This is a genomic window from Microbacterium neungamense, from assembly GCF_024971095.1.
Lineage (GTDB): Bacteria > Actinomycetota > Actinomycetes > Actinomycetales > Microbacteriaceae > Microbacterium > Microbacterium neungamense.
Window position 1 is genome coordinate 2003715 of the sequence record NZ_CP069717.1, and the last position, 24237, is coordinate 2027951.

The following is a 24237-nucleotide window of genomic DNA, read 5'->3' on the forward strand; positions in this document are numbered from 1 at the left end:
AGGATGTACCCCATGATGGAACCGGCACTGGCAGATGCAGGGCTCGGCGACGCCGAGGACGACGACTTCGACGCGGTCGAAGCCCCGGACGTGCTGCTCCCGGACCACCGCTACCTCGACCGCGAGCTGAGCTGGCTCGCGTTCAACCAGCGGGTGCTGGAGCTCGCCGAGGACCCGTCGCTGCCGGAGCTGGAGCGCGCGAACTTCCTCGCCATCTTCGCCAGCAACCTCGACGAGTTCTTCATGGTGCGCGTCGCCGGCCTCAAGCGCCGCATCGTCACCGGGCTGGCGGTGCCCACGAACGTCGGACGCTCCCCCAGCGACGTGCTCGCCGACATCTCCCGCGAGGCGCACAAGCTGCAGCTGCGCCACGCGGACGTGTGGACCGAGCAGGTGCGGCCCGCGCTGGCGGATGCCGGCATCGAGATCGCCGACTGGGAGGACCTCACCGACGCCGAGCGGTCCACGCTCAGCGACTACTTCCAGGCGCAGGTGTTCCCGGTGCTGATGCCGCTGGCCGTGGACCCCGCGCATCCGTTCCCGTACATCTCCGGGCTCTCGCTGAACCTCGCCATCCGCATCCGCAACGCCCGCACCGGGCGGCAGGAGTTCGCCCGCCTGAAGGTGCCGCCCATGCTGCCGCGCTTCGTCGAGGTGCCCAGCGCCGGCGAGATCACCCGGTTCATCCGGCTCGAGGAGCTCATCGCCAACCACCTCGACGACCTCTTCCCCGGCATGGAGGTGCTCGACCACCACGCGTTCCGGCTCACCCGCAACGAGGACGTGGAGATCGAGGAGGACGAGACCGAGAACCTCATCCAGGCCCTCGAGGCCGAGCTGCTCCGGCGCCGCTTCGGGCCGCCGATCCGGCTCGAGATCACCGACGACATGGACGACGTCACCCTCGAGCTGCTGCTGAAGGAGCTCGACATCACCGACCAGGAGGTGTACCGGCTGCCGGGGCCGCTGGACCTGCGCGGCCTGTTCGACCTGGCCCGCGTCGACCGCCCGGACCTGCGCTACCCGCCGCACGTGCCGACCACGGCCCTCGCCTTCCAGCCCGGCGACAGCAACGAGCGCCCCGACATCTTCAAGGCGATCGGCAAGGCGGACGTGCTCGTGCACCACCCCTACGAGTCGTTCGCGACCAGCGTCCAGGCGTTCCTGGAGCAGGCCGCCCGCGACCCGCACGTGCTCGCCATCAAGCAGACCCTGTACCGCACCTCGGGCGACAGCCCGGTCGTGCAGGCTCTCATCGACGCCGCCGAGGCGGGCAAGCAGGTGCTCGCCCTGGTCGAGGTGAAGGCCCGCTTCGACGAGGCCAACAACATCGTGTGGGCCCGCAAGCTGGAGAAGGCCGGCGTGCACGTGGTCTACGGACTGGTCGGGCTGAAGACGCACTGCAAGCTCGCGCTCGTCATCCGCGAGGAGGACGGCGTGCTGCGGCACTACTCGCACGTCGGCACCGGCAACTACAACCCGAAGACCAGCCGCATCTACGAGGACTTCGGCCTGTTCACCGCCGACCCGCAGGTGGGCAAGGACCTCACCCGCCTGTTCAACGAGCTCAGCGGCTACGCGATCGAGAAGAAGTTCAAGCGCCTGCTGGTCGCTCCGCTGCACCTGCGCAAGGGCCTGCTGCGGCACATCGACAACGAGCGCAAGAACGCCGAGGCCGGCCGGCCCGCGCACATCCGGATCAAGGTCAACTCGATGGTCGACGAGCAGATCATCGACGCGCTGTACCGCGCCAGCCAGGCCGGCGTCCGGGTGGACGTGTGGGTGCGCGGCATCTGCAGCCTGCGCGTGGACCTGCCCGGCATCAGCGACAACATCACGGTGCGCAGCATCCTCGGCCGCTACCTGGAGCACTCCCGGATCTTCGCCTTCCACAACGACGGCGACCCCCAGGTGTTCATCGGCAGCGCCGACATGATGCACCGCAACCTCGACCGGCGGGTGGAGGCGCTGGTGCGGGTGGGCGACCCGGCGCACGTGCACGAGCTGGTGTCGCTGTTCGACGCCGCGATGGACGACGGCATCGCCTCCTGGCACCTCGGCGCCGGCGGCGTGTGGACCCGACACGCCGAGGATGCCGCCGGCGAGCCGCTCGCGGATCTGCAGGATCGGACCATGTCCGAGATCCAGCGTCGCCGTCGCAAGCGAACGGCCCGATGACCGACACGGCCGTGTACGCGGCGGGCGCCGTGGTGTGGCGCCTGGTCGAGGGCAAGCTGAGGGTCCTGCTCATCCACCGCACCAAGTACCGCGACGTGACGCTGCCCAAGGGCAAGGTCGACCCGGGCGAGACGCTCGCCGAGACGGCGGTGCGCGAGGTGCGCGAGGAGACCGGCATCCGCGTCAGCCTCGGCGTGCCGGTCGGGGTCAGCCGCTACCACCTGCGCCCCCGGCGGCAGAAGGTGGTGCACTACTGGGCCGCGGAGGCCACCGAGGAGGCGATCCGCGCCTCCAGCTTCGTGCCGAACGGCGAGATCTCCGGGATCGAGTGGGTGAGCCTGAAGAAGGCGCGGGCGCGTCTGAGCTACCCGGTGGACGTGGAGATCCTCGAGGCGTTCGCGCACCTCGTCGACGACGGCGTGCTGCACACCTTCCCGGTGATCGCGCTGCGGCACGCGAAGGCCCTGCCGCGCTCGGAATGGGACGGGCCGGATGCCGAGCGCCCGCTCACCGAGCGCGGGATGCGCCAGGCGAAGGCGATCGTCGGGCCGCTGCGCGCGTTCGGCGTGCGCCGCATCGTCACCAGCGACGCCGTGCGCTGCGTGCAGAGCGTCGCGCCGCTGGCCAAGAAGATCGGCCGCACGCCGGTGCGGACCGCGAAGATCAGCCAGGACGCGTGGGAGGCCGGCACCGCCGACATCCGCTCCGTGATCGGCAAGCGGGTGCGTGCGCGCAAGCCCGCCGTGGTGTGCAGCCACGGGCCGGTGCTGCCGGCGATCATGTCCGAGATCGCCCTGGCCACCGGGACGCTGCAGGGGTCGTACGTGGGCAGCGCGAGCGCCCTGGACGTCGCGGCCTTCTCGGTCGTGCACCTGTCGCTGACGAATCCGGGATCCGGCATCATCTCGATCGAGACGCACGAGCCGCGGGTCTGAGCGCGAAGCGGGGCGCCCACGCACCGTGGGTCTGGGCTCGAACGGCCGGTCCGCGGGCGACGTTCCCCGTCCCCGAGCCGTTCACCTGCTGTTCACCTGCGTGGGTGAGTCTCGTTAACCGTCCCTCCTAACGTCACTGTGTGCCCTGCACCGGGCCTCTACCCATCCACGATCGAACGGATCCACAGTGAAGATCACCCGAATCGCTCGAATCGGCGCCATCGGCGCCGTCGCCGCCCTCGCCCTCGCCGGCTGCGCCGCGAACGAGGGCACCGCGCCGGAGGGCTCCGAGGCTCCGGCCGCCTCGAACCTCGAGGGCACGCTCAAGGCCACCGGCGCATCGTCGCAGGGTTCGGCGCAGGAGGCGTGGGTCGCCGCGTTCCAGACCGCCAACCCGAACGTCACCATCAACTACGAGCCGACCGGCTCGGGCACCGGCCGTGAGAACTTCCTCGCCGGCGCGAGCGACTTCATCGGCTCCGACCGCGCGTTCAAGGACGACGAGGTCGCCGCGGGCGGCTTCGGCACCTGCGCCTCGGACGCGATCGTCGAGGTCCCGCTGTACATCTCCCCCGTCGCCGTCGCGTTCAACCTCGAGGGCATCGAGTCGCTGAACCTGGACGCGAAGACCATCGCGGGCATCTTCGCCGGCACCATCACGAAGTGGAACGACCCGGCCATCGCCGCGCAGAACGACGGCGTCGAGCTGCCCGACCTGGCCATCTCGCCGGTGCACCGCTCCGACGACTCGGGCACCACCGAGACCTTCACCGGCTACCTCGCCGCGACCGCCCCCGACGTGTGGACCCACGAGCCCGACGGCGAGTGGCCGGTCCAGGGCGGCGAGGCCGCGCAGGGCACCTCCGGCGTGGTGCAGGCGATCAAGTCCGGCAACGGCGCGATCGGCTACGCCGACGCCTCGCAGACCGAGGGCCTGGGCCAGGTGCACGTCGAGGTGGCCGGCGAGTACGTCGAGTACTCCGCCGAGGCCGCCGCGGCGCTGGTGGAGAGCTCGCCGCTGGTCGAGGGCCGCGGCGCCGGCGACCTGGTCTTCGACGTCGACCCCGCCGCCGCCGAGAAGGGCTCCTACCCGATCGCCCTGGTCAGCTACCTGATCGCGTGCGAGGAGTACGAGGACAACAACACCGCCGCGCTGGTGAAGGCGTACTTCGAGTACATCGCCAGCGAGGAGGGCCAGCAGGCCGCCGCCGACAACGCCGGCAGCGCCCCGATCTCGGAGGGCCTCCGCGAGAAGGTCCTCGCCGCGATCGACACGATCAAGGTCGACTGACCGCCGCATGACGGTCCGCTGACGCCGGTGCCCTCGCGCTCCCCGGAGCGCGAGGGCCCTGGGCCGTCAGGGAACGACCCGCCGGCATCCCGCATCCCCGCCCGACAGCCGGCATCCGCATCCCAGCCCGAAACAGGAGACCATGAGCACGACGACCACGAAGGCGCCGCCCGCCTCGCCGGGCACGCCCGCCGCGCGACCGGCGCCTGCGCCGATCAAGGCCAAGCAGCGCCTGGGCGACCGGGTCTTCTCGGGCACGGCGCTGGGCGCCGGCATCATCATCCTCATCGTCCTCGCGGCGGTCGCGACGTTCCTCGTCGTGCAGAGCCTGCCCGCGTTCGCGCCGGACACGAGCGACAACCACATCCTCCAGGGCGAGTCGTTCTGGGAGTACGTGGGCCCCCTCGCGTTCGGCACCGTGTGGGCGTCGTTCCTGGCGCTGCTGATCGCCACGCCGATCTCGATCGGCATCGCCCTGTTCATCTCGCACTACGCGCCGCGCCGCCTGGCCGGCGTGCTCGGCTACATCATCGACCTGCTCGCCGCGGTCCCCTCGGTCGTCTTCGGCCTCTGGGGCGGCCTGGTGCTGGCCCCGCTGCTGCAGCCGGTGTACGCGTGGCTGAACGAGAACGCCGCCTGGGTGCCGATCTTCGGCGGCCAGGTCTCCTCGACCGGCCGCACGATCATGACCGCCGCGCTCGTGCTCGCGGTCATGGTGATCCCGATCATGACCGCCATCTGCCGCGAGGTGTTCCTGCAGACCCCGAAGCTGCACGAGGAGGCCGCCCTCGCCCTCGGCGCCACCCGCTGGGAGATGGTCCGGATGGCGGTGCTGCCCTTCGCCCGCGGCGGCATGGTCTCGGCCGTGATGCTCGCCCTGGGCCGCGCCCTCGGCGAGACGATGGCGGTGACCATGGTGCTCTCCCCCTCGGCGGTGGTCAGCTTCCTGGTGCTCACCTCCACCAACCCGACGCCCATCCCGGCGAACATCGCCCTCGCCTTCCCGGAGGCGCACGACACCGGCGTGAACACGCTGATCGCCACCGGCCTGATCCTGTTCGTCGTCACCTTCGCGGTGAACGCCGTGGCGCGCTGGATCGTCGCGCGCCGGGCCGAGTTCTCGGGAGCGAACTGACATGACCGTCCTCACCGCACCCGTCGTCTCCGGCGGCTCGCTCACCTCCGGCCGGCTCCCGCGCTGGGCGCCGTGGGCGCTGCTCGGGGCGTGCCTGGCCGTGTCCTTCGTCGTGTTCGGCGTCGCGTCCATCGGCGCCGACCTGGCCGACTTCAACATCGCCGGGGCCGTGATCGTCGGCGTCCTGCTGTACATGGTGCTCATCACGGTGCTCTCGTCGATCGTCGAGAGCCGCCGCAAGGCCGTCGACCGGCTGATGACGGCGCTCGTGGCGACCGCGTTCACGATCGCCCTGCTACCGCTGATCTCGCTGCTGTGGACGGTCGTCGCGAACGGCCTGCAGCGCTTCGACGCCGAGTTCTTCAGCTTCTCGATGCGCAACATCGTCGGCGACGGCGGCGGCATCGTGCACGCCATCTGGGGCACCGTCCTGGTCACCCTGACCGCCGCCGTGATCTCGGTCCCGATCGGGCTGATGACCTCCATCTACCTCGTCGAGTACGGCCGCGGCCGCATCGCGAAGGGCATCACCTTCCTGGTGGACGTGATGACCGGCATCCCGTCGATCGTCGCCGGTCTGTTCATCTACTCGGTGTTCGCCCTCTTCGTCCGCCCCGGCATCTCGATGGGCTTCATGGGCGCGCTGGCCCTCGCCGTGCTGATGGTGCCGGTGGTGGTGCGCGGCAGCGAGGAGCTGCTGCGGATCGTGCCGAACGAGCTGCGCGAGGCCGCCTACGCGCTGGGCGTGCCGAAGTGGCTGACCATCCTCAAGGTCGTGCTGCCCACCTCGATGGCCGGCATCACCACCTCGGTCATGCTGGCCATCGCCCGCGTCATCGGCGAGACCGCGCCGCTGCTGCTGACCGCCGGATTCACCGCGAGCCTGAACACGAACATGTTCAACGGCCAGATGATGACCCTGCCGGTGTTCGCCTACAGCCAGTACATGAACCAGGGCGCGCACGCGGATGCATCCGTCGCCCGCGCCTGGGCGTCCGCGCTCACCCTCATCCTCATCGTCATGCTGCTGAACCTGCTCGCGCGCCTGATCGCCAAGTGGTTCGCCCCGAAGACCAACGGCCGCTGAGCCGCAACCCGAAGGAACCCCCGTGTCCAAGAGCATCGAAGTCAACGACCTGAACGTCTACTACGGCGACTTCCTCGCCGTCGAGGGCGTCTCGCTCGACATCCAGCCGCGCAGCGTCACCGCGTTCATCGGCCCGTCCGGGTGCGGCAAGTCCACGTTCCTGCGCACCCTGAACCGGATGCACGAGGTCATCCCGGGCGCCCGCGTCGAGGGCGAGGTGCTGCTGGACGGCAAGGACCTCTACGGCCCCGGCGTCGACCCGGTGCTGGTGCGCCGCCAGGTGGGCATGGTGTTCCAGCGTCCGAACCCGTTCCCGACGATGTCGATCCGCGAGAACGTGCTGGCCGGCGTGAAGCTGAACAACAAGCGCATGTCCCGCTCGGACGAGGACGCCCTCGTCGAGAAGTCGCTGATGGGCGCGAACCTGTGGAACGAGGTCAAGGACCGGCTCGACAAGCCCGGTTCGGGTCTCTCCGGCGGTCAGCAGCAGCGTCTGTGCATCGCGCGGGCGATCGCGGTCGCCCCGGAGGTGCTGCTGATGGACGAGCCGTGCTCGGCCCTCGACCCGATCTCGACCTACGCGATCGAGGAACTCATCGAGGAGCTGAAGAACGAGTACACCATCGTCATCGTGACGCACAACATGCAGCAGGCGAGCCGCGTGTCGGACAAGACCGCGTTCTTCAACATCGCCGGCACGGGCAAGCCCGGCAAGCTGATCGAGTACGACGACACCCGGACGATCTTCACCACCCCGTCCGTGCAGGCGACCGAGGACTACGTCTCCGGCCGCTTCGGGTGAATTCTCGTGATGGCGCCGGTCGCGTCCCCGGCGCCCGGGTTCAGCGCGGGGAGAGCAGGTAGGCGTTCAGCGACGCCGTGAGGTCGGGGTCGGTGGGCAGCGGTGCGCCGTCGACGGCCGTGATCGGCGCGGCGAGACGGATGCTGGAGACCAGCCACGCGGCATCCGCTTTCGCCAGGTCGGATGCCGTGAGCGTGGCGTACTCGGCCTGGAAGCCCTGCTTCTCGAGCCATTCGTACACGCTCAGCTGGGTCGTGCCGTGCAGGATGCCGCCGGACGGCGCCGGGGTGAGGAACCGGTCGCCGGTGCGGATGATGAGCGACGCCGTGGGCGCCTCGAGCACGTAGCCGTCGCTGGTGACGAACACGGCGTCGTCGGCGCCGCGGCGGCGGGCCTCGCGCAGCGCCGCCATGTTCACCGCGTAGGACAGGGTCTTCGCGCCGAGCAGCAGCCAGGGCGCGCGCTCGGCGGCGCCGAGGTCGTAGCCGCGGTCGAGGGTGACCACCCGGACGCCGTCCCGCCGCACCGCGCTGAAGTCGGGCGCGGGTGCGGCCGTCGCCCAGGCGGTGGGGGCCGGGCCGTGCTCCACGCCGCGGCTGAGGATGAGCTTGATCACGGCCTCGCCCGGCGGGCAGGCGGATGCCGCGCGCTGCACGGCCTGACGCCACTGCTCCAGGTTCGGGGCCGGCAGGTCGCACAGCTTCGCGGAGTGCGCGAGGCGCTGCACGTGGGGCTCGACCTCCTGCGCGTGCCGGTCGATCACGCCGATCGACTCGAACACACCGTCGCCCCGCTGGGTGCTGAGCTCGCCGACGCTGAGCGCCGGCGCGGACGGATCCACCTCGGTGAAGGTGTCGGAGAAGTCGGCGCGGTCGTCCGCGGCGTCGGCGGGGGTGATCATGAGGGCGAACCGGGCTGCCATGGGAACGAGCTTAGGGCTCCGGGGAATACCCCGCCGCCGGACGCGTTACACTTGATCGGCCGGGCCGCATAACCCCGGGCTCCAACTTCTGCCGCTGCGAGCGGCCTTCCGCCGAGAGGCGTTCTTGCGGCCCGGCCCTTTCATGTCCGGGCGGGTCTGCGCCGGGCGTGGGCCGGGGGCATCCCGCCGTCGCGTCCGTCGTCGCTTCCGCCGCCGCATCCGTCCGTGCATCCGCCCCCACCGCATCCGCCGCCCCATCCCCGCCGGGAGAATCCCGCACCTCCCGCGGCCGTCCGCCATGCGGAAAGCTCCTCGCGACAGCGCACTCCTCCGCCGCCGGGAGAATCCCGCACCTCCCACGCCCGTCCCCCATGCGGAAAGCTCCTCGCGACGGCGCACTCCTCCACTGCCGGGAGAATCCCGCACGCCCGAGGGCCCTCGCGGATGCAAGAACCTCCCGACGGCGCTGTCCCGACCCCGCCGGGAGAAACCCGCACCTCCCGAGGGCCCTCGGATGCAAGAACCTCCCAGCGCCGGCGCTCCGATCCCGCCGGGAGAAACCCGCACCTCCCGGGACCGACTCCCGTGCCGAAAGCTCCCGACGACGCCGCGCCCCTTCACTGCCGGGAGAAACCCGCACCTCGCGGCTCCGTTTCCCATGCGGAAAGCTCCCGACGACCGGGGCACCCTTCAACGCCGGGAGAATCCCGCACCCCCGAGGGGCCTCCTGGATGCGAGAAGCTCCCGGCGACCGCGAAGGCGGACCGGCCGGGCGGAGGCAGGCCCGTCAGGTCAGGGCGCCACGGCGCCAGGCGGAGGCGGAGGCGGTGAGGTCGTCGGCGTACGTGCTCAGCCGCAGGGCGCGGCGCGTGAGGTCGCTGGCGCGCCCGGGCTCGGTGGCCTCGTAGTCGTCTGCGGTGTGCGTGGCCCCGGATGCCTGCACCCGGCAGTACGCCGCGGCGCGATCCAGGGCGACCGCGAAGTCGCCGCGGAAGACGCCGCGCAGGATCGTGTCCACCAGGGCGACGAGCTCGCCGGGGCCGGCGGGTGCAGGAGCGCCGGCGATCACGGCATCCGCCGAACGAAGCTCCACGCGCCCGCGCTCGTACAGCATCGCCGTGGTCGTGGCATCCGAGCGGATCGCGATCTGCAGCAGATAGAGCCGCCACAGTGCGCCCGGAAGCGACCGCGCAGGTGCGTGCGACCACAGCTCGGCAATCTCATCGATGCCGTGCTCCGACGCGAAGGCGATCAGCCGTTCCGCAGTCTCCCCCGTCTCGTCCCGACGCGTGCGCTCCAGCAGCGCCGCCGCCGTCGCGTGCGCGACGCGCGCCTGCTCGGCCGGGTCCGCGGCTCCGACGATGTTGTCGAAGGATTCCGGCGGCCGGCGAACGGGGCGATGGAACTGCTCTGGCACCCGATCCAGGGTACGCCGGTCGGCCGCGAAGCTCATCGATGTCCCCGGCTCAGCGTAGCGTGGCGATGACCGAATTGAGGAGACGAGATGACCGACGGAGAGGTGCCCCCGGGGAATTCCGACATCCCGACCCACCGGTTAAAAGCCGGTTGCTCTGCCTCTGAGCTACGGGGGCAGACGCCTGCACAGAAGAGGTGCGGCACCTGCCAGAAGTTTAGACCACTCACAGATTTCAACCGGAAGTCCTCCCGCCCGGACGGGCTGCAAGAGGTCTGTCGCGAATGCAACCGCGAGTCGTCTCGTGCGTACTACCGACGCAATCGCGAGCATCACATCTCTGTCATCCGGGCTCGCACGGTTGCCCAGAGGGAAAGGAGCATCGCCTTTATCGCCGAGTACTTGAGCCAGCACCCTTGCGTGGATTGCGGAATTGCCGATGTTCGTGTGCTCGACTTCGACCACCGCCCAGGTACGGCGAAGCGTGACGGCGTCATGCAGCTGGTTCGCAACGGCTTCAGCATCCCGATCCTCACCGCCGAGATCGCCAAGTGCGATGTCCGGTGTCGCAACTGCCATGCGATCGTCACATATGAACGCATGGGGGACAACTGGCGATCGTCCGCGGCCGCAGCGGGCGCTCCTGCCGAAGACACCAAGGAACCGAACCCATCGCGTCCTCTCCCAGCCGCGCCGCGCACCGTCGATCACCGGCCTCGATAACACGATCCCGGGTCGACGACCACCCCCTCGCTCGCGCCCGGCCGCCGTTGCATGCTGTTCCTCGTCCCCACTCTGAGGACGTCACCACGGAACACAGGGAAAGGATGAACCATGGCGAACGTGTCGGACGCGAAGGTCGCATTCCTGGCCACGAACGGGTACGAGGACAGCGAGCTCACCTCCCCCTGGCAGGCGCTCACCGGCGCCGGTGCGACGGCGACCATGGTGTCGCCGACGGCGGACGAGATCACCGGCAAGAACGGGCACGTGCAGACCGTGGACCTGCACGTCGCGGACGCGTCGGCCGACGACTTCGACGCGCTCGTCCTCCCTGGCGGCGTCGTGAACGCCGACCACCTGCGCATGGACGAGGACGCCGTGGCGTTCGTGCGGGCCTTCTTCGAGCAGCACAAGCCCGTGGGCGTGATCTGCCACGGCGCGTGGATCCTCATCGAGGCCGGCGTCGTGGACGGCCGCACCCTGACCAGCTACCCCAGCCTGGCCACCGACCTGCGCAACGCGGGCGCCGCGTGGGTCGACCGGGAGGTGGTCGTCGACCAGGGCCTCGTCTCCAGCCGCACCCCGGACGACCTGCCCGCCTTCAACGCGAAGGTCCTGGAGGAGGTCGCCGAGGGCGCGCATCGCGGCCAGACCGCCTGAGCGCCGCGAGCAGCCGCACGTCCGCCGGCCGGATGCCGCTGCCGCGAGCCGACGCACGTCCGACAGACGGATGCCGCGGCCGCGAGCCGACGCACGTCCGCCGGCCGGATGCCGCGCGCAGACCGGCCTAGGGACGCGGCACGTCGACGATGCGCTCGATGCCGGTGAGCTCCGCCGCCACGGCGCCGCCGCTCGCCGCCGACACCTCCGCGGAGAGCGCGGCGGCCGCGTCCCCGGGCGACCACACCTCGAGCACGGCCTGCGCGCCGTAGCGCGTCTCGCCCAGCACGACCTCGCGCCGAGCGGCCCAGTCGCGGAGCAGGTGGTCGTAGCGTCCGGCATCCGCATGCCGCACTGCGATGCGCACCTGCTGCAACGTCCGTCGGTCGACGAGCCGGGCGCCGTCGAGCGCCTCGGACACCGCCGAGGAGTAGGCCCGCACGAGCCCGCCCGCGCCGAGCTTGACCCCGCCGAAGTAGCGCGTGACCACCGCGACGACGTCGGTGAGGCGGCGCCGGCGCAGCACCTCGAGCATCGGCATCCCCGCCGTCCCCGACGGCTCGCCGTCGTCCGAGGAGCGTGCGCGGTCGCCGTACAGCCCGAGGACCTGCGCGCTGCAGTGGTGCCGCGCATCCCACGCCCGGCGGCGGGCGCCGGCGATCACGGCATCCGCCTCCTCGACGGATGCCACGGGTGCGACGTGCGCGAGGAAGCGGGACTTCCGGATCACGAGCTCGTGGTCCACCGGCTCCGCGATCGTGGCAGGGAGATCGGCGGAGTCGGCGTGCACCCTCCCAGGCTACGGCCCGCTTCAGTTGCGCTTCAGCCGCGACCGGCCAGACTGGCAGGATGCGGATACTGCTCGTGGACGACGAGGTGCGCCTCGCCGACGGCATCCGTCGCGGTCTGGAGGCGGAGGGCATGGTCGTCGACGTCGCGCATACCGGGCCCGACGGCCTGCGGATGGCGAGCGACCACGACTACGACGCCATCGTCCTCGACGTGATGATGCCCGGCATGAGCGGCTACCGCGTGTGCCAGGCGCTGCGCGCGGCCGGGATCTGGACCCCGGTGCTGTTCCTCACCGCGAAGGACGGCGAGTGGGACGAGGTGGAGGGCCTGGACACCGGAGGCGACGACTGGCTGACCAAGCCGTTCTCCTATCCGGTGCTCGTCGCCCGGCTGCGTGCCCTCGTGCGTCGCGGCGGACGGGAGCGCCCGGCGGTGCTGGAGGCCGGCGACCTGCGCCTGGACCCGGCCGCCCGACGCGTCTTCCGCGGCGGGACCGAGGTCTCCCTCACCGCGCGCGAGCTGGCGGTGCTGGACTTCCTGATGCGGCGCCGCGGCGAGGTCGTCACCAAGCCCGAGGTCATCGCGAACGTGTGGGGCTCGGACTTCGACGGGGACGCCAACATCGTCGAGGTGTACATCGGGCATCTGCGCGGCAAGATCGACCGCCCGTTCGGGCGCGAGGCCATCGAGACGGTGCGGGGCGCCGGCTACCGGCTCGCCGCCGGGGGCGGCTGAGATGGCCGGCCGGCGGCGCGTGCTCCGGTCCATCCGCGGCCGGGTGACGGTCGGCGCCCTGCTCATCGTGGCGATCGCCCTCGGCCTGGGCGCGGTGGCCGCGGTGCAGCTTTTGCGCACCTCCCTGACCGACGGCGTGGCGGTCGCGCTCGAGCAGGATCTGGATGCGATCGACGACGGCCCGGATCGCGGGCCGGGCCCGATCGACCAGGTCGACGACGACGTGCTCGTCCGCGTGCACGGCCCGCAGGGCGCTGAGAACGACCCCGGCAAGGACGACCCCGGCGGGGACGACCCCGGCGAGGGAGAGGGCGACGGCGGCTCCGGCGACGGCGCGGTGAACGACGAGGACGCCGCCGCGCTGCCGATCGTCCCCGAGGGGCGCACGGCCCGCGTGGTCGTCGACGACGAGCCGTACCTCGCCGCCTCGCACGAGACCGACCGCGGCACGGTGACCGTCGCCCGATCGCTGGAGGCGGTCGACGAGGCGGTCGCGGCGACCGCGGGCCTGCTCGCGGTCGCGGTGCCGCTCGTGCTGGCGCTGGTCGGCGTGGTGCTGTGGGTGGTGGCGACGCGTGCGCTCGCCCCCGTCGAGCGCCTGCGCAGCCAGGTGGATGCCATCGGCGCCACGGAGCTGGATCGCCGGGTGGATGCCGGCGGGGACGACGAGCTCGGCGCGCTCGCGGTGACGATGAACCGGATGCTGGAGCGCATCGAGCACGCGCAGAAGACGCAGCGGCGGTTCGTCAGCGACGCCTCGCACGAGCTGCGGTCCCCTCTGGCGACGATCCGGCAGCACGCCGAGGTCGCCGCCGCGCATCCGGAGGCGATGCCGGTGGCGGAGCTCAGCCGCGTGGTGCTGGACGAGGGCGCGCGGATGCAGGAGCTCGTGGAGGCGCTGCTGCTGCTGGCGCGGCTGGACGAGCACCGGGTGCCGCATCCGGCGCCGGTGGACCTCGACGATCTCGCGTTCGCGGAGGCGCAGCGGCTGCGCCGCATGGATGTGGACGTGGACGCCTCCGGAATCGGGCCGGCCCGGGCACTCGGCGCGCAGCAGCTGCTCGCCCGGGCGATCCGCAACCTCGCCGACAACGCCGTCCGGCACGCCCGCACCCGGGTGGTGCTGCGCTCCGGGACGCGGGACGGACGCGCGTTCGTGCAGGTGGAGGACGACGGCTCGGGCATCCCTCCGGCGGAGCGGGAGCGCGTCTTCGAGAGGTTCACCCGCCTGGACGAGGCCCGGGCGCGGGACGACGGCGGCAGCGGGCTCGGACTCGCGATCGTCCGCGAGGTCGCCCTCGCGCACGGCGGGCGGATCCTGCTCGACGAGGGCGAGGCCGGCGGCGCCCGCTTCACGCTGGAGCTGCCGGCGGCATCCTGAAGAGCCCTTCAGGTTCCTTCAGCAGCGGTTCACCGCCCGGTGGGCACAGTGGAGACATGGATACCAACGAGCCCCGCACCCCCGACCAGCCCGAGACCCCGGACCAGTCTCAGACCCCGGACCAGCCGCAGACCCCGGGTCGGCCCGAGACCGGCCCCGGCGCGACCGAAGCGCCCGCCCGCCCCGGCACGGCCGACCCGGCCGACGAGGCCCCCGCCGCCGCGGCCGCCGCCGCGGCCGCCACCGAGACGCAGCGCCTTTCCGAGCAGCCGGCGGGTGCGACCGCCGCCGGTTCCGCATCCACGCCCGGCGACGCGGCGGCACCGGCCGGCGACGCGGCGGCACCCGCAGCCGACGCCGACCGCAAGCGCCGTCGCCGCCGGACGCTCCTGATCGGCGCCGCAGCGGCGGCCGCGCTGCTCCTCGTGGGCGGTGGCGCCTACGCGATCGGCAACGCCGTCGGCGACGAGGATGACGACGACCGCCCCGGCATCCACCAGGAGGGCGGACCCGGCGCCCCCGGCGGCGACCGCCCCGACGGCCCGCGCGGCGACGACCGCGAGGATCAGGACGATCGGGACGACGAGGACGGCCGCCCCGCGACCGAGGACGACGCCGGTGCCGCCGCGGCGGGCCTGCCGGACGCGGATGCCGCCGCGCTGCGCGCCGCCGCCGAGGCCGCGATCGCCGCGGTCGACGGCGAGGGCGTCACCTCCATCGACGTCGAACGGGGCGGATACGAGGTCGAGGTGCGGCTCGCGGACGGCAGCGAGCCGGACGTCTTCGTCGACATCGAGGGCACCGCCACGCGACGCGACGATGACGACGTGGAGGGCAGCGCCGACCCCGTCCTCGATCTCGACCGCCTGGCTGAGGTCATCGAGGCCGCCCTCGCCGCCGCCGAGGCCGAGGGCACCGTCGACGCGGTCGCCGCGAGCGACGACCCCGGCATCGCCTATGAGGTCGGCATCCGGCTCGCCGACGGCGGCGACGCCGACGTGGATCTCGCCGAGGACCTCAGCCCGGTGAACGTCGACATCGACTGACCGGTGCAGCCGGGGCGCGGGCCGGCCGCCTGCTGCGGGGCCGACCTCCCGCGGCGAGAGCCGTCCCGGCCCCGGGTCCGGCTCCGTGTTCCGCCCCGGCGACGGCCGCGCCGCGTCAGGCAACGGGCGCGGGCCGTGTGACGCGTGGAGCCAGGTCAACCATCGAGCCGGCCCCGGGCCTGGCTGGGTGTCCGCCCCGGGCGGCGAGCCGCGTCAGGCGGTGAGCTCCGCGAGCTTGCGCACTGTGAGGACGTTGCGCGCGGTCCCGGCGACCCCGAGCGCGCGGTCGAGCACGGGCCTCGTGAGCCGTGTCGAGTGCACGCCGCCGGCGGCGTAGTCGATCCACAGGTCGCGTCCGTGCAGGGCGATCCGCTCCCCCGGCACCAGGCGCGGCGTGAGCGCTGCGACGGCGTCGCCCGGCGGCTCGTCCTCGAGGAACATCACGTGCACGAGCTTCTCCGCCGCGGCATCCGCGAACGGGTTGCGCGCCAGCGCCGCGACCAGCTCGTCGTGACGGCGCGGGATCACCGGGGTGTCGACGCCGAAGGCATCCGCGATCAGCGCGCGGACCTCGGCGCACGCCGCCGCCGTGTCGTCCGGGGTGCGGCACAGCACGTTCCCGCTCGCGATGTAGGTCGAGACGTCCTGCAGCGTCGTGCGCTCGGCGAGCAGAGCGCGCAGTTCGGCCATCGGCACCCGGTTGCGGGCGCCGAGGTTCACGGCGCGCAGCAGCAGGACGCTGCGCCCCGTCACCGGGCGGTGCTCTCGACCAGCTCGGCGCCCGCGTGCGCGAGCTCGGCGAGGGCCGCGGCGCTGGACTCCTCGCCGACGCCGGCGATGAGGTCGGTGAAGATCCGCACCCGCAGGCCGTGCGCGACGGCATCCAGGGCGGATGCCCGCACGCAGTGATCCGTGGCGATGCCGACGACGTCGGCGCTGACCACGCCGTGCTCGGTGAGGATCGCGCCGACCGTCTCGCCGTCCTCGGTGGTGCCCTCGAACATCGAGTACGCCGGCTTCCCCTGTCCCTTCCGGACGTGATGGGTGATCGCCTCGGTCTCCAGCAGCGGGTCGTAGTCGGCGCCCTCGGTGCCGGCCACGCAGTGCACCGGCCACGAGTCGACGTAGTCGGGGTCGTCGGAGAAGTGACCGCCGTTGTCGCCGTCCGCGTCGTGCCAGTCGCGCGAGGCGATGATCACCTCGTAGTCCCCGGCCCGCTCGGCGAGCAGCCGGGAGACCGCCGAGGCGACCGCGTCGCCGCCGGTCACGGCGAGCGCGCCGCCCTCGGTGAAGTCGTTCTGCACATCGACGATGAGGAGTGCTCTGGTCATACCTCGAGGGTACGCCGCGAGGAACGCGAAGGCCCCGGGATGCAGGCATCCCGGGGCCGATGGAGCCGCCTAAGGGAATCGAACCCTTGACCTATTCATTACGAGTGAATCGCTCTGCCGACTGAGCTAAGGCGGCGTGCGCGGCGCACCGCGGCACGATCATCGATCTTACCCTGTCCCGGGGCGCACCGCGAAATGCGCGACTGGTCACCCGCAGCGCAGTCCGTCCTGCGGGACTGTGCCCTCGATGAGGAACTCCTCGACCGCGCGATCGACGCATGTGTTGCCCTTGTTGTAGCCGGTGTGCCCCTCCCCGACGCGGGTGATCAGCACGCCCTGCTCCAGCTGCGCGGCCAGCGACTCGGACCACTCGTAGGGGGTGGCCGGGTCGTTCGTCGTGCCGACGACGAGGATCGGGCCGGATCCCGGCGCGGCGATCTCGCCGCGGGTGCCGGTCGGCGGATGCGGCCACACCTCGCACGGGTCGGGGCCCTCCCAGTACGGGGCGAAGGTCGGGGCGCCCTCGCGGATCCGCGCCATGGTGGCCTCCTCCGCCGCGGGGTCGTCCTCCACGGGGTAGTCCATGCAGTTGTAGGCGCGGAACGCCTCGGTCGAGTTGTCCAGGTACTGGCCGTGCTCGTCGCGCCCGTTGTAGTTGTCGGCGAGGAAGAACATCTCGGACGGCTCGCCCTCGAGCACGCCGGTGAGGGCGCTGCTGAGGTAGGGCCAGTACTCCTCGCTGTACAGCGCCTGGATCACCCCGGTCACCATGGTGTCGACGCCCAGCATCCGTCCGTCCCCGTTCGGCAGCGGCACGCGCGCGACGGCGGCGAGCAGGGCGCGGAAGTCGGTGAGCGCCTGGTCGACGGTGCCGTTGAACGGGCACTCCGCCGTGTCCAGGCAGCTCTCCAGGTAGGCGCGGAGCGCCTTCTCGAACCCGAGCGCCTGCGTCGCGCCGACCTCGAGGCCGGGGATGGACGGGTCGATCGCCCCGTCGAGCACCAGGCCGGTGGCCCGCTCCGGGTGCAGCTTGGCGTAGGTGGCGCCGAGGAACGTGCCGTAGGAGTAGCCGAGGTAGTTCAGCTCGGTGTCGCCGAGCACGGCGCGGAGCAGGTCGAGATCGCGTGCCGCGTTCTCGGTGGTGATGTGGGGAAGGATGCCGGCGCTGTTGGCCTCGCACGCCTCGGCGAACTCCGCGTTGCGCGCGGTCAGCTCGGCCTCCCACTCCGGGGTGCCGCGTTCGACCTCCGGGATGCCGTAGAGGTAGGCGTCCATGGCCTCGGCGTCCAGGCAGGTCACCGCCGTGGACCGGCCGACGCCGCGCGGATCGAAGCCGACGACGTCGAAGCTCTCGATCAGGTCGGGACCGACCGCGTAGCCGAGGCTCTCCGCGACGAAGTCGAATCCGCTCGCACCGGGACCGCCCGGGTTGATCAGCAGCGACCCCTGCGGCTCGCCGGCGGACTGGTGCCGCACCACCGCGAGCTCGATCTCACCGGCATCCGGGTCGTCCCAGTCCAGCGGGGCGGTGACCGTGGTGCAGTCGAACGACGGGCCGGCCGTCGGGCACGCCTTCCACTCCAGGGTCTGCCCGTAGAACGGCAGCAGCTCCGCGGGCACGCCGCTGGTGTCGGGCGCCTTGGTGCGGGACGGCCGGGACTCCGGGATCATCGCGTACAGGCATCCGGACAGCGCGACGGCCAGCGCGGCAGCGCCGGCGACGACGGCGAGGAGACGACGCGCACCTCTGCGGGCGGCATTGCGCGTCGCGGCACCGTGCGCGGCCGCACCGTGCGCGGCGGCACCGTGCGCGGCCGCACCGCGGGCCGCATCTGGGGCGGGCGGGGTTCGGGGGGTGAGGCTTCCGCGGATCACGGCGTCCTTCCGCTGGCGATCGTGATGAGCAGGCTCTCCAGGGCGAGCAGCGGGGCGACGTTGCGCTCCAGGGACTCACGGGTGTCGGCGATCGCGTCGAGGGCGACGATGGTCCGCTCGACCGGCCAGGCCGCGGCGAGCGCGGCCAGCTCCGCGCCGAGCTCGCGGTTGATCAGCGCCTCGCCGCGCCCGTACTGCAGCATCACGACGTCGCGGTAGAGCGACTGCAGGTCGGTGAGCACCCGGTCGATGCCGTCGCGCAGACTGCGGGTGGCCCGCTTCTTCTGCTCGTCCTCGAGGGCGGAGACCTGGGCGCGCAGCGCCGGCGGCACCGGCTGCCCCTCCGCGACGCCGACGGTGCGCAGCAGCGCCCGGCGCTCGGCCTCGTCGCGCTCGGCGGTCAGCGCCTTGGCGTCGTCCGTCGCGGTCTGGATGATGCGGCCGGCGACCTCGACGGCATCCGCCACCCCGCGCACGCCGAGCACCGCCCGCAGCGACTCGTCACGCCGGCGCCGGGCCGCCTCGTCGGTGGCGAGGCGCTGCGCCATGCCGATGTGGCGCTGCGCGTGCCGGGCCGCCTGCTCCGCGGTCGCCTCGTCCGCGCCGGTGCGCAGCGTGATCAGCCGTGCCACGTCGGCGACATCCGGCTCGCGCAGCCGCAGGGGCCGCACCCGCGAGCGGATGGTGGGCAGCAGATCGGCCTCGCTCGGCGCGCACAGCACCCACACCGTCTGCTCCGGGGGCTCCTCGAGCGCCTTGAGCAGCACGTTCGAGGTGCGCTCGACCATCCGGTCGGCGTCCTCCACCACGATCACCCGGTAGCGTCCGGCGGAGGGGGCGAAGTAGGAGCGCTCGACGAGCGCGCGCGCCTCGGCGATCGTGATGATGACCTTGTCGGTGCGCAGCGCCGTGACGTCCGGATGCGTGCCGGCGAGCACCTGCCGCATCGTCGCCTCGTCCTCGGGGCCGTCGGCGATCAGCGCGGCGGCGAACGCGTAGGCGAGGGTGGACCGGCCGGAGCCCGGCGGCCCCGTGATCAGCCAGGCGTGCGACAGGGATGCCGGGTCGGATGCCGCGGCGCGCAGCGTCTGGACGGCCTCGTCCTGCCCCCACACATCGGACCACGGGAACGGGGCGGTCGCGACGGTGGTCATGCGCTCCAGCCTAGCCGCGGGCACGGACGCCGGCCGGGTCAGGCGCCGAGCAGCGCCTGCACGCGGCCGCGAATCCGCTCGGCGATGACCTCGGGGGCGAGGGCGGCGTCCACGACGAGGAAGCGCTCGGGCTCGGCATCCGCGAGCCGCAGGTAGGCGTCGCGCACCCGGCCGTGGAACTCGTCCTTCTCCGCCTCGAGCCGGTCGAACGGCTTGTCGTCGGCGTCGAGCCGGCGACGGGCGTCGGCGGGGTCGAGGTCGAGCAGCACGGTGAGGTCGGGCAGCGCGCCCTCGGTCGCCCACAGCGACAGGTCGCGCACCTCGCCGGCATCCAGGATCCGCCCGGCACCCTGGTAGGCGACGGAGGAGTCGAGGTAGCGGTCCTGGATGACCACGTCCCCGCGCAGCAGGGCGGGCCGCACCACGGCGGCGATGTGGTGCGCCCGGTCGGCGGCGTACAGCAGCGCCTCGGCGCGCGGTGCGATGTCGCCGCGGTGGTGCAGCACGATCTCGCGGATGAGACGGCCGACCTCGGAACCGCCCGGCTCGCGGGTGTGCACGACCGTGCGACCCTGCGACTGCAGCCATTCGGCGAGCAGGGCGGCCTGGGTGGTCTTGCCCGAACCGTCGCCGCCCTCGAGGGTGATCCAGAGACCGGGGTGCGCGGAGGCGCCACGGCTCGCGGAGTCGCGGTCCGCGGTCACGAATCCGCCTTCGTCACGCCGGTTCACTCCGCCTGCTCGGCCCGGCGCTTCGCGTTCGCGGCGCGCGTCGCGGCGGCCTTCTTCGCCGCAGCCGAACGCGCCGCCGCCTTCGCGCTGTCGGTCGCGGCCGCCGTCTTGGCCGGCGCCTTGGCACCCGTCTTCGCCGCCGCCTTCGACGCCGGAGCCTTCTTCGCGGCCGTCGTCTTCGCGGCCGTCGTCTTCGCGGTGGTCTTCTTCGCCGCCGCACGACCGCGCTTGGGCGCCGGGCCCTTCGCGCGCTTGTCGGCGAGCATCTGCACCGCGATCTCGTACGTGATGTCGCTGGGCTGCTGCCCGCGCGGGATGGTCACGTTCGTCTCGCCGTCGGTGACGTACGGCCCGAAGCGGCCGTCGCGGATGCGGATCGGCTTGCCGCTGACCGGGTCGGCGTCGAACTCGGCGAGCGCGCTGGAGGCACGGCGGGCGCCGTACTTCGGCTGCGCGTAGATCTCCAGCGCCTGCTCGAGGGTGATGTCGAAGATCTGCTGCTCGTTCTCCAGCGACCGCGAGTCGGCGCCCTTCTTCAGGTACGGGCCGAACCGGCCGTTCTGGGCCGTGATCTCCTCGCCGGTGGCGGGGTCGGTGCCGACCACGCGCGGCAGGCTCAGCAGCCTCAGCGCGGTGTCGAGGTCGATGGTGTCCACCGACATCGACCGGAACAGCGAGGCCGTGCGGGGCTTGGGCGCGGCCTCCTTCTTCGCACCGCGGCCCTTCGCCTTCGGCGCCTCGACGACCTCGCCGGTGGCCTCGTCCACGGCGGCGGCGGTCTCGTCGACCGGGTCCTCCTCCTGCACGTACGGTCCGAAGCGGCCGTCCTTGACGACGATGATCTTGCCGTTCTCCGGGTTCTCGCCGAGCACGCGGTCCCCGGCGACGGGGGCGTCGATGAGCTCCTGCGCTTTCTCCGGGGTCAGCTCGTCGGGGGCGAGGTCCTCGGGCACGTTCACGATCCGCGGCTTCGCGTCCGGGTGGGCGGGGTCGACGACCTCGAGGTAGGGGCCGTACTTGCCGAACCGGAGGGTCGCGGTGTCGGTGATCCGCGTGGAGTTCAGCGCCCGGGCGTCGATCTCGCCGAGGTTGTCGACCACCTGGCGCAGGCCGACGTGGTCCTTCGAGCCGTAGTAGAAGGAGCGGAGCCACTCCACCCGGTTCTGCTCTCCGCGGGCGATGGCGTCCAGGTCGTCTTCGAGCGCGGCGGTGAAGTCGTAGTCGATGAGGTCGGCGAAGTGCTGCTCGAGCAGGCGCACGACGCTGAAGGCGAGCCAGGTCGGCACGAGCGCCTGTCCCCGCTTGATCGCGTAGCCGCGGTCGATGACCGTGCCGATGATGCTCGCGAAGGTGGACGGCCGGCCGATGCCGTGCTCCTCCAGGGCCTTCACCAGCGACGCCTCCGTGTACCGGGGCTTCGGAGTGGTGCGGTGGCCCTTGGCCTCGGCATCCGTCACGGCGAGCTCGTCGCCGACCGCGACCTGCGGCAGGGACTGGTCCGCCGCGGTGTCCTGGTCGCCGCGCTTCTCGTCGCGGCCCTCCTCGTACGCCTCCAGGAAGCCCTTGAAGGTGTACACGGTGCCGGATGCCGTGAACTCGGCGCGGCGGCCCGCGGCATCCGTCTCGAGCGTGACCGTCGTCGTCTCGTACTTCGCGTCGGCCATCTGGCTGGCGACCGTGCGCTTCCAGATCAGGTCGTAGAGCCGCAGCTCCTCGCGATCGAGTTCCCCGGAGACGGATGCCGGGGTCCGGAAGTTCTCCCCGGAGGGCCGGATGGCCTCGTGCGCCTCCTGGGCGTTCTTGCTCTTCGACTTGTACACGCGCGGCTTCAGCGGCACGGCGGCGTCGCCGTACAGCGCGACGGCCTGGTTGCGCGCGGCCTGGACGGCCTGCGTGCTGAGCGCCGTCGAGTCGGTGCGCATATAGGTGATGTACCCCTTCTCGTACAGGCGCTGGGCGACGCTCATCGCCTGCTTCGCGCTCATCGAGAGCTTGCGCCCCGCCTCCTGCTGCATGGTGGAGGTCGTGAAGGGTGCGTAGGGGCTGCGGGTGCCGGGCTTGGCCTCGACCTTGGTGACGGTGGCGGAGCCGGCGGCGTTCACGGCAGCGGCGAGGTCGGCCGCCTCCTTCTCGGTGAGGACGACCACGGCCTTCTTCAGCGCGCCGGTGTCGTCGAAGTCGGTGCCGCGGGCGAGCTGGCCGCCGTCGACGCGGACTAGACGCACGGTGAAGCCGGAGCGCGCCGCGGTGCGGGCGGATGCCGTGGCCTCGACGTCCCAGTACTCGGCCGAGACGAAGGCCATCCGCTCCCGCTCGCGGTCGACGATCATCCGGGTCGCGGCCGACTGCACACGGCCGGCGGACAGGCCGGTCTTGACCTTGTACCAGAGCACGGGCGAGACGTCCCACCCGTACAGGCGGTCGAGGATGCGGCGGGTCTCCTGCGCGTCGACGAGCGCGTGGTCCAGTTCGCGGGTGTTGCGCACCGCCTCCTGGATGGCGTCCTTGGTGATCTCGTGGAACACCATGCGCTTGACGGGGACCTTCGGCTTCAGGGTCTCCAGCAGGTGCCACGCGATGGCCTCGCCCTCGCGGTCCTCATCGGTGGCGAGCAGGAGCTCGTCGGCCTGCTTCAGGGCGCGCTTGAGCTCGGCGACGGTCTTCGCCTTGCGGTCGCTGACGACGTAGTACGGGTCGAAGTCGTTCTCGACGTCGATCGAGTACTTCCCGTAGGCCGGCTTGTCGGCGGCGGGGATGTCCTTCTTGTCGGCCAGATCGCGGATGTGACCCACCGAGCTGAGGACCTCGTACTCGTCGCCGAGGTAGCCCTGAATCGAGCGCATCTTCGTCGGCGACTCGACGATGACGAGCTTCTTGCCTGCAGCCAAGGGTGCGTCCTTTCTTCGAAGCACACCATACACACCGCTGTCGTGACGCCGGCCCAGGGTCGGGTGCGGCCGGGCGGCGGATGCAGCGGCGGAGGTCCGGAGCCGTCATGGTCCCTCGGGTGGCCCGGCGCGGGCACGGGAGACGGCGCTCATCCCAGCGTACGCCGCTTCGACCTGCACGGTCGCCATGAGTCCCTCCAGCGCACAGCCGGTGAGCGCCGCCCCGGAGGCCGCGGCGACGCGTGCGGCGACGGCGCACGGATCCTCCGCGGACGGCACCGCGCCGGAGGCGACGTCCGCCGCCGCGAGGGCCGCCGCGTCCGCGGCCCCGGCGGCGCGCTGCGCGGTGACCGCCGCGCCGCCGACGGCCGCGAACCCCAGCGACAGGGTCGCCGCGACCGTCAGGACGCCGGCGGCCATCGCGGTTCCCGCCATGGGCTTCTCCTCTCTCTTTCGGTGTTCCGGCTCTCGGTGCAGGTTCGGTGTTCCACTCTCGGTGCCGACCCCCGGTCTTCTGTCCCTCCAGGTCACAGCCCGCCGGCGAGCGCGCAGCTCTCGGCGCCGAGGGGGATCCGCACCAGGGCGCCGACCTGGAACGACGTCGACGCCGTGACGCAGACCAGATCCCCGCGCTGCTCCGAGCGAGCCGTGGCGCCGCCGACGGCGGTGGAGACGACCGCGAACGCGCGGCCGGCGTCCTCGCCGCGACCGAGCAGTCGCGCCGCGTCGGCGGCGGCATCCTGCAGCGACACCTGGCAGGCGGCGGCGCTCAGCGCGCCGACGCCCATCAGGAGTGCGAGCACCACGGCGGGCACCGCGAGCGCCAGCTCCGCGGCCACGGATCCGTCCTCGCGCCCCGGGCTCGCACGTCCCCGCGGCGCGGGCCCGGGTCCCGCTCGCCTGCGCGAGTACCCCGTCACGACACCGTGAGGGCTCGCCGCACCAGATCGGTGAGGATGCCGCGCACCTCATCCGATCGCATGATCACCACGAGGAGTCCCGCGAAGGCGACCGCGGCCATCGTGGTGATGGCGTACTCCGCAGTGGCCGCGCCCGTCTCGTCGGTGAACAGGTTCGCCGCCCGGCGCCTGGTCAGGGTCGGCAGTTCCATCCGGTTCATCTTCTTCTCTTCCTTTCCTCGGGAGGCACCGTGCCTC

Annotated in this window: 23 protein-coding genes and 2 tRNA genes; 10 read left to right on the forward strand and 15 right to left on the reverse strand. The window is 72.2% G+C overall.

The genetic code is table 11. The annotated features are described in order from the left end of the window. Positions 1-12: 12 nt before the first annotated feature. The 6 genes from JSY13_RS09745 to pstB all read left to right on the forward strand — a co-directional run bounded on the left by JSY13_RS09745 (position 13) and on the right by pstB (position 7428). Positions 13-2178 carry an RNA degradosome polyphosphate kinase gene (locus JSY13_RS09745; RefSeq protein WP_259606492.1) on the forward strand — a complete coding sequence of 722 codons (2166 nt, stop codon included), beginning with the start codon at positions 13-15 and terminating at the stop codon, positions 2176-2178. After that, entirely contained in the window at positions 2175-3113 is a 939-nt protein-coding gene (locus JSY13_RS09750; protein WP_259606493.1) for an NUDIX hydrolase, read from the forward strand. The genes JSY13_RS09745 and JSY13_RS09750 overlap by 4 nt, the downstream gene beginning before the upstream one ends. A 187-nt stretch (positions 3114-3300) precedes the next feature. Continuing rightward, a complete protein-coding gene (gene pstS / locus JSY13_RS09755) occupies positions 3301-4404 on the forward strand; it encodes a phosphate ABC transporter substrate-binding protein PstS (RefSeq protein ID WP_259606494.1) in 1104 nt (367 codons plus the stop codon). A 142-nt stretch (positions 4405-4546) separates the two neighbouring features. Further along, the gene (gene pstC / locus JSY13_RS09760; RefSeq protein ID WP_259606495.1) at positions 4547-5539 is read left to right on the forward strand and encodes a phosphate ABC transporter permease subunit PstC; all 993 of its coding nucleotides are present in this window, start codon (positions 4547-4549) and stop codon (positions 5537-5539) included. A 1-nt stretch (position 5540) separates the two neighbouring features. Next, positions 5541-6626, forward strand: coding sequence for a phosphate ABC transporter permease PstA (gene pstA, locus JSY13_RS09765; protein ID WP_259606496.1), 1086 nt, complete (start codon positions 5541-5543; stop codon positions 6624-6626). Between the two features lie 22 nt (positions 6627-6648). Beyond that, positions 6649-7428, forward strand: a complete 780-nt coding sequence (gene pstB, locus JSY13_RS09770; protein WP_259606497.1) for a phosphate ABC transporter ATP-binding protein PstB — start codon at positions 6649-6651, stop codon at positions 7426-7428. Between the two features lie 40 nt (positions 7429-7468). On the opposite strand, the gene JSY13_RS09775 is transcribed toward pstB, so the two are convergent. From JSY13_RS09775 to JSY13_RS09790, 4 genes are all read right to left on the reverse strand, one after another. After that, positions 7469-8350, reverse strand: coding sequence for an aminodeoxychorismate lyase (locus JSY13_RS09775; RefSeq protein ID WP_259606498.1), 882 nt, complete (start codon positions 8348-8350; stop codon positions 7469-7471). Positions 8351-9137: 787 nt separating this feature from the next. Beyond that, positions 9138-9767 carry a DNA-directed RNA polymerase subunit beta gene (locus JSY13_RS09780; RefSeq protein ID WP_259606499.1) on the reverse strand — a complete coding sequence of 210 codons (630 nt, stop codon included), beginning with the start codon at positions 9765-9767 and terminating at the stop codon, positions 9138-9140. Between the two features lie 103 nt (positions 9768-9870). Continuing rightward, a tRNA-Lys gene (locus JSY13_RS09785) sits at positions 9871-9942 on the reverse strand. Next, positions 9933-10343, reverse strand: a complete 411-nt coding sequence (locus JSY13_RS09790) for a hypothetical protein (protein WP_259606500.1) — start codon at positions 10341-10343, stop codon at positions 9933-9935. The genes JSY13_RS09785 and JSY13_RS09790 overlap by 10 nt, the downstream gene beginning before the upstream one ends. A 255-nt stretch (positions 10344-10598) precedes the next feature. Between JSY13_RS09790 and JSY13_RS09795 the strand changes: the two genes are divergently transcribed. Next, positions 10599-11147, forward strand: coding sequence for a type 1 glutamine amidotransferase domain-containing protein (locus tag JSY13_RS09795; RefSeq protein ID WP_259606501.1), 549 nt, complete (start codon positions 10599-10601; stop codon positions 11145-11147). Positions 11148-11274: 127 nt separating this feature from the next. Here the strand turns inward: JSY13_RS09795 and JSY13_RS09800 are convergent, their stop codons facing one another. Further along, entirely contained in the window at positions 11275-11937 is a 663-nt protein-coding gene (locus JSY13_RS09800; protein WP_259606502.1) for an IMPACT family protein, read from the reverse strand. 59 nt (positions 11938-11996) lie between these two features. Between JSY13_RS09800 and JSY13_RS09805 the strand changes: the two genes are divergently transcribed. From JSY13_RS09805 to JSY13_RS09815, 3 genes are read left to right on the forward strand one after another with little or no spacing between them, the layout of a single operon-like run. Next, complete coding sequence (locus JSY13_RS09805; protein ID WP_259606503.1) at positions 11997-12674, forward strand: response regulator transcription factor; 678 nt, start codon at positions 11997-11999, stop codon at positions 12672-12674. Between the two features lie 19 nt (positions 12675-12693). Beyond that, the gene (locus tag JSY13_RS09810; protein WP_259606504.1) at positions 12694-14055 is read left to right on the forward strand and encodes a sensor histidine kinase; all 1362 of its coding nucleotides are present in this window, start codon (positions 12694-12696) and stop codon (positions 14053-14055) included. 56 nt (positions 14056-14111) lie between these two features. Then, a complete protein-coding gene (locus JSY13_RS09815; protein ID WP_259606505.1) occupies positions 14112-15101 on the forward strand; it encodes a hypothetical protein in 990 nt (329 codons plus the stop codon). A 213-nt stretch (positions 15102-15314) separates the two neighbouring features. Here JSY13_RS09815 and JSY13_RS09820 read toward each other — a convergent pair whose 3' ends face one another. The 10 genes from JSY13_RS09820 to JSY13_RS09865 all read right to left on the reverse strand — a co-directional run bounded on the left by JSY13_RS09820 (position 15315) and on the right by JSY13_RS09865 (position 24200). After that, positions 15315-15854, reverse strand: a complete 540-nt coding sequence (locus JSY13_RS09820) for a DUF1697 domain-containing protein (protein ID WP_259606506.1) — start codon at positions 15852-15854, stop codon at positions 15315-15317. Further along, complete coding sequence (locus tag JSY13_RS09825; protein ID WP_259606507.1) at positions 15851-16432, reverse strand: isochorismatase family protein; 582 nt, start codon at positions 16430-16432, stop codon at positions 15851-15853. The genes JSY13_RS09820 and JSY13_RS09825 overlap by 4 nt, the downstream gene beginning before the upstream one ends. A 60-nt stretch (positions 16433-16492) precedes the next feature. Then, a tRNA-Thr gene (locus tag JSY13_RS09830) sits at positions 16493-16568 on the reverse strand. Positions 16569-16639: 71 nt separating this feature from the next. Then, positions 16640-18136, reverse strand: coding sequence for an alpha/beta hydrolase (locus JSY13_RS09835; RefSeq protein ID WP_259608194.1), 1497 nt, complete (start codon positions 18134-18136; stop codon positions 16640-16642). A gap of 167 nt (positions 18137-18303) precedes the next feature. Continuing rightward, positions 18304-19461 (reverse strand): DNA polymerase III subunit delta', encoded by a 1158-nt coding sequence (locus JSY13_RS09840; protein ID WP_259606508.1) that lies wholly within the window; start codon positions 19459-19461, stop codon positions 18304-18306. A 38-nt stretch (positions 19462-19499) separates the two neighbouring features. Beyond that, the gene (tmk, locus tag JSY13_RS09845; RefSeq protein WP_259606509.1) at positions 19500-20165 is read right to left on the reverse strand and encodes a dTMP kinase; all 666 of its coding nucleotides are present in this window, start codon (positions 20163-20165) and stop codon (positions 19500-19502) included. A gap of 23 nt (positions 20166-20188) precedes the next feature. Further along, complete coding sequence (gene topA / locus JSY13_RS09850; protein ID WP_259606510.1) at positions 20189-23080, reverse strand: type I DNA topoisomerase; 2892 nt, start codon at positions 23078-23080, stop codon at positions 20189-20191. A 105-nt stretch (positions 23081-23185) separates the two neighbouring features. Beyond that, positions 23186-23515, reverse strand: a complete 330-nt coding sequence (locus JSY13_RS09855; protein WP_259606511.1) for an Rv3654c family TadE-like protein — start codon at positions 23513-23515, stop codon at positions 23186-23188. 92 nt (positions 23516-23607) lie between these two features. Continuing rightward, complete coding sequence (locus JSY13_RS09860) at positions 23608-23919, reverse strand: TadE family type IV pilus minor pilin (protein WP_259606512.1); 312 nt, start codon at positions 23917-23919, stop codon at positions 23608-23610. A 77-nt stretch (positions 23920-23996) separates the two neighbouring features. Beyond that, positions 23997-24200 carry a DUF4244 domain-containing protein gene (locus JSY13_RS09865; RefSeq protein ID WP_259606513.1) on the reverse strand — a complete coding sequence of 68 codons (204 nt, stop codon included), beginning with the start codon at positions 24198-24200 and terminating at the stop codon, positions 23997-23999. Between the last annotated feature and the right edge of the window lie 37 nt (positions 24201-24237).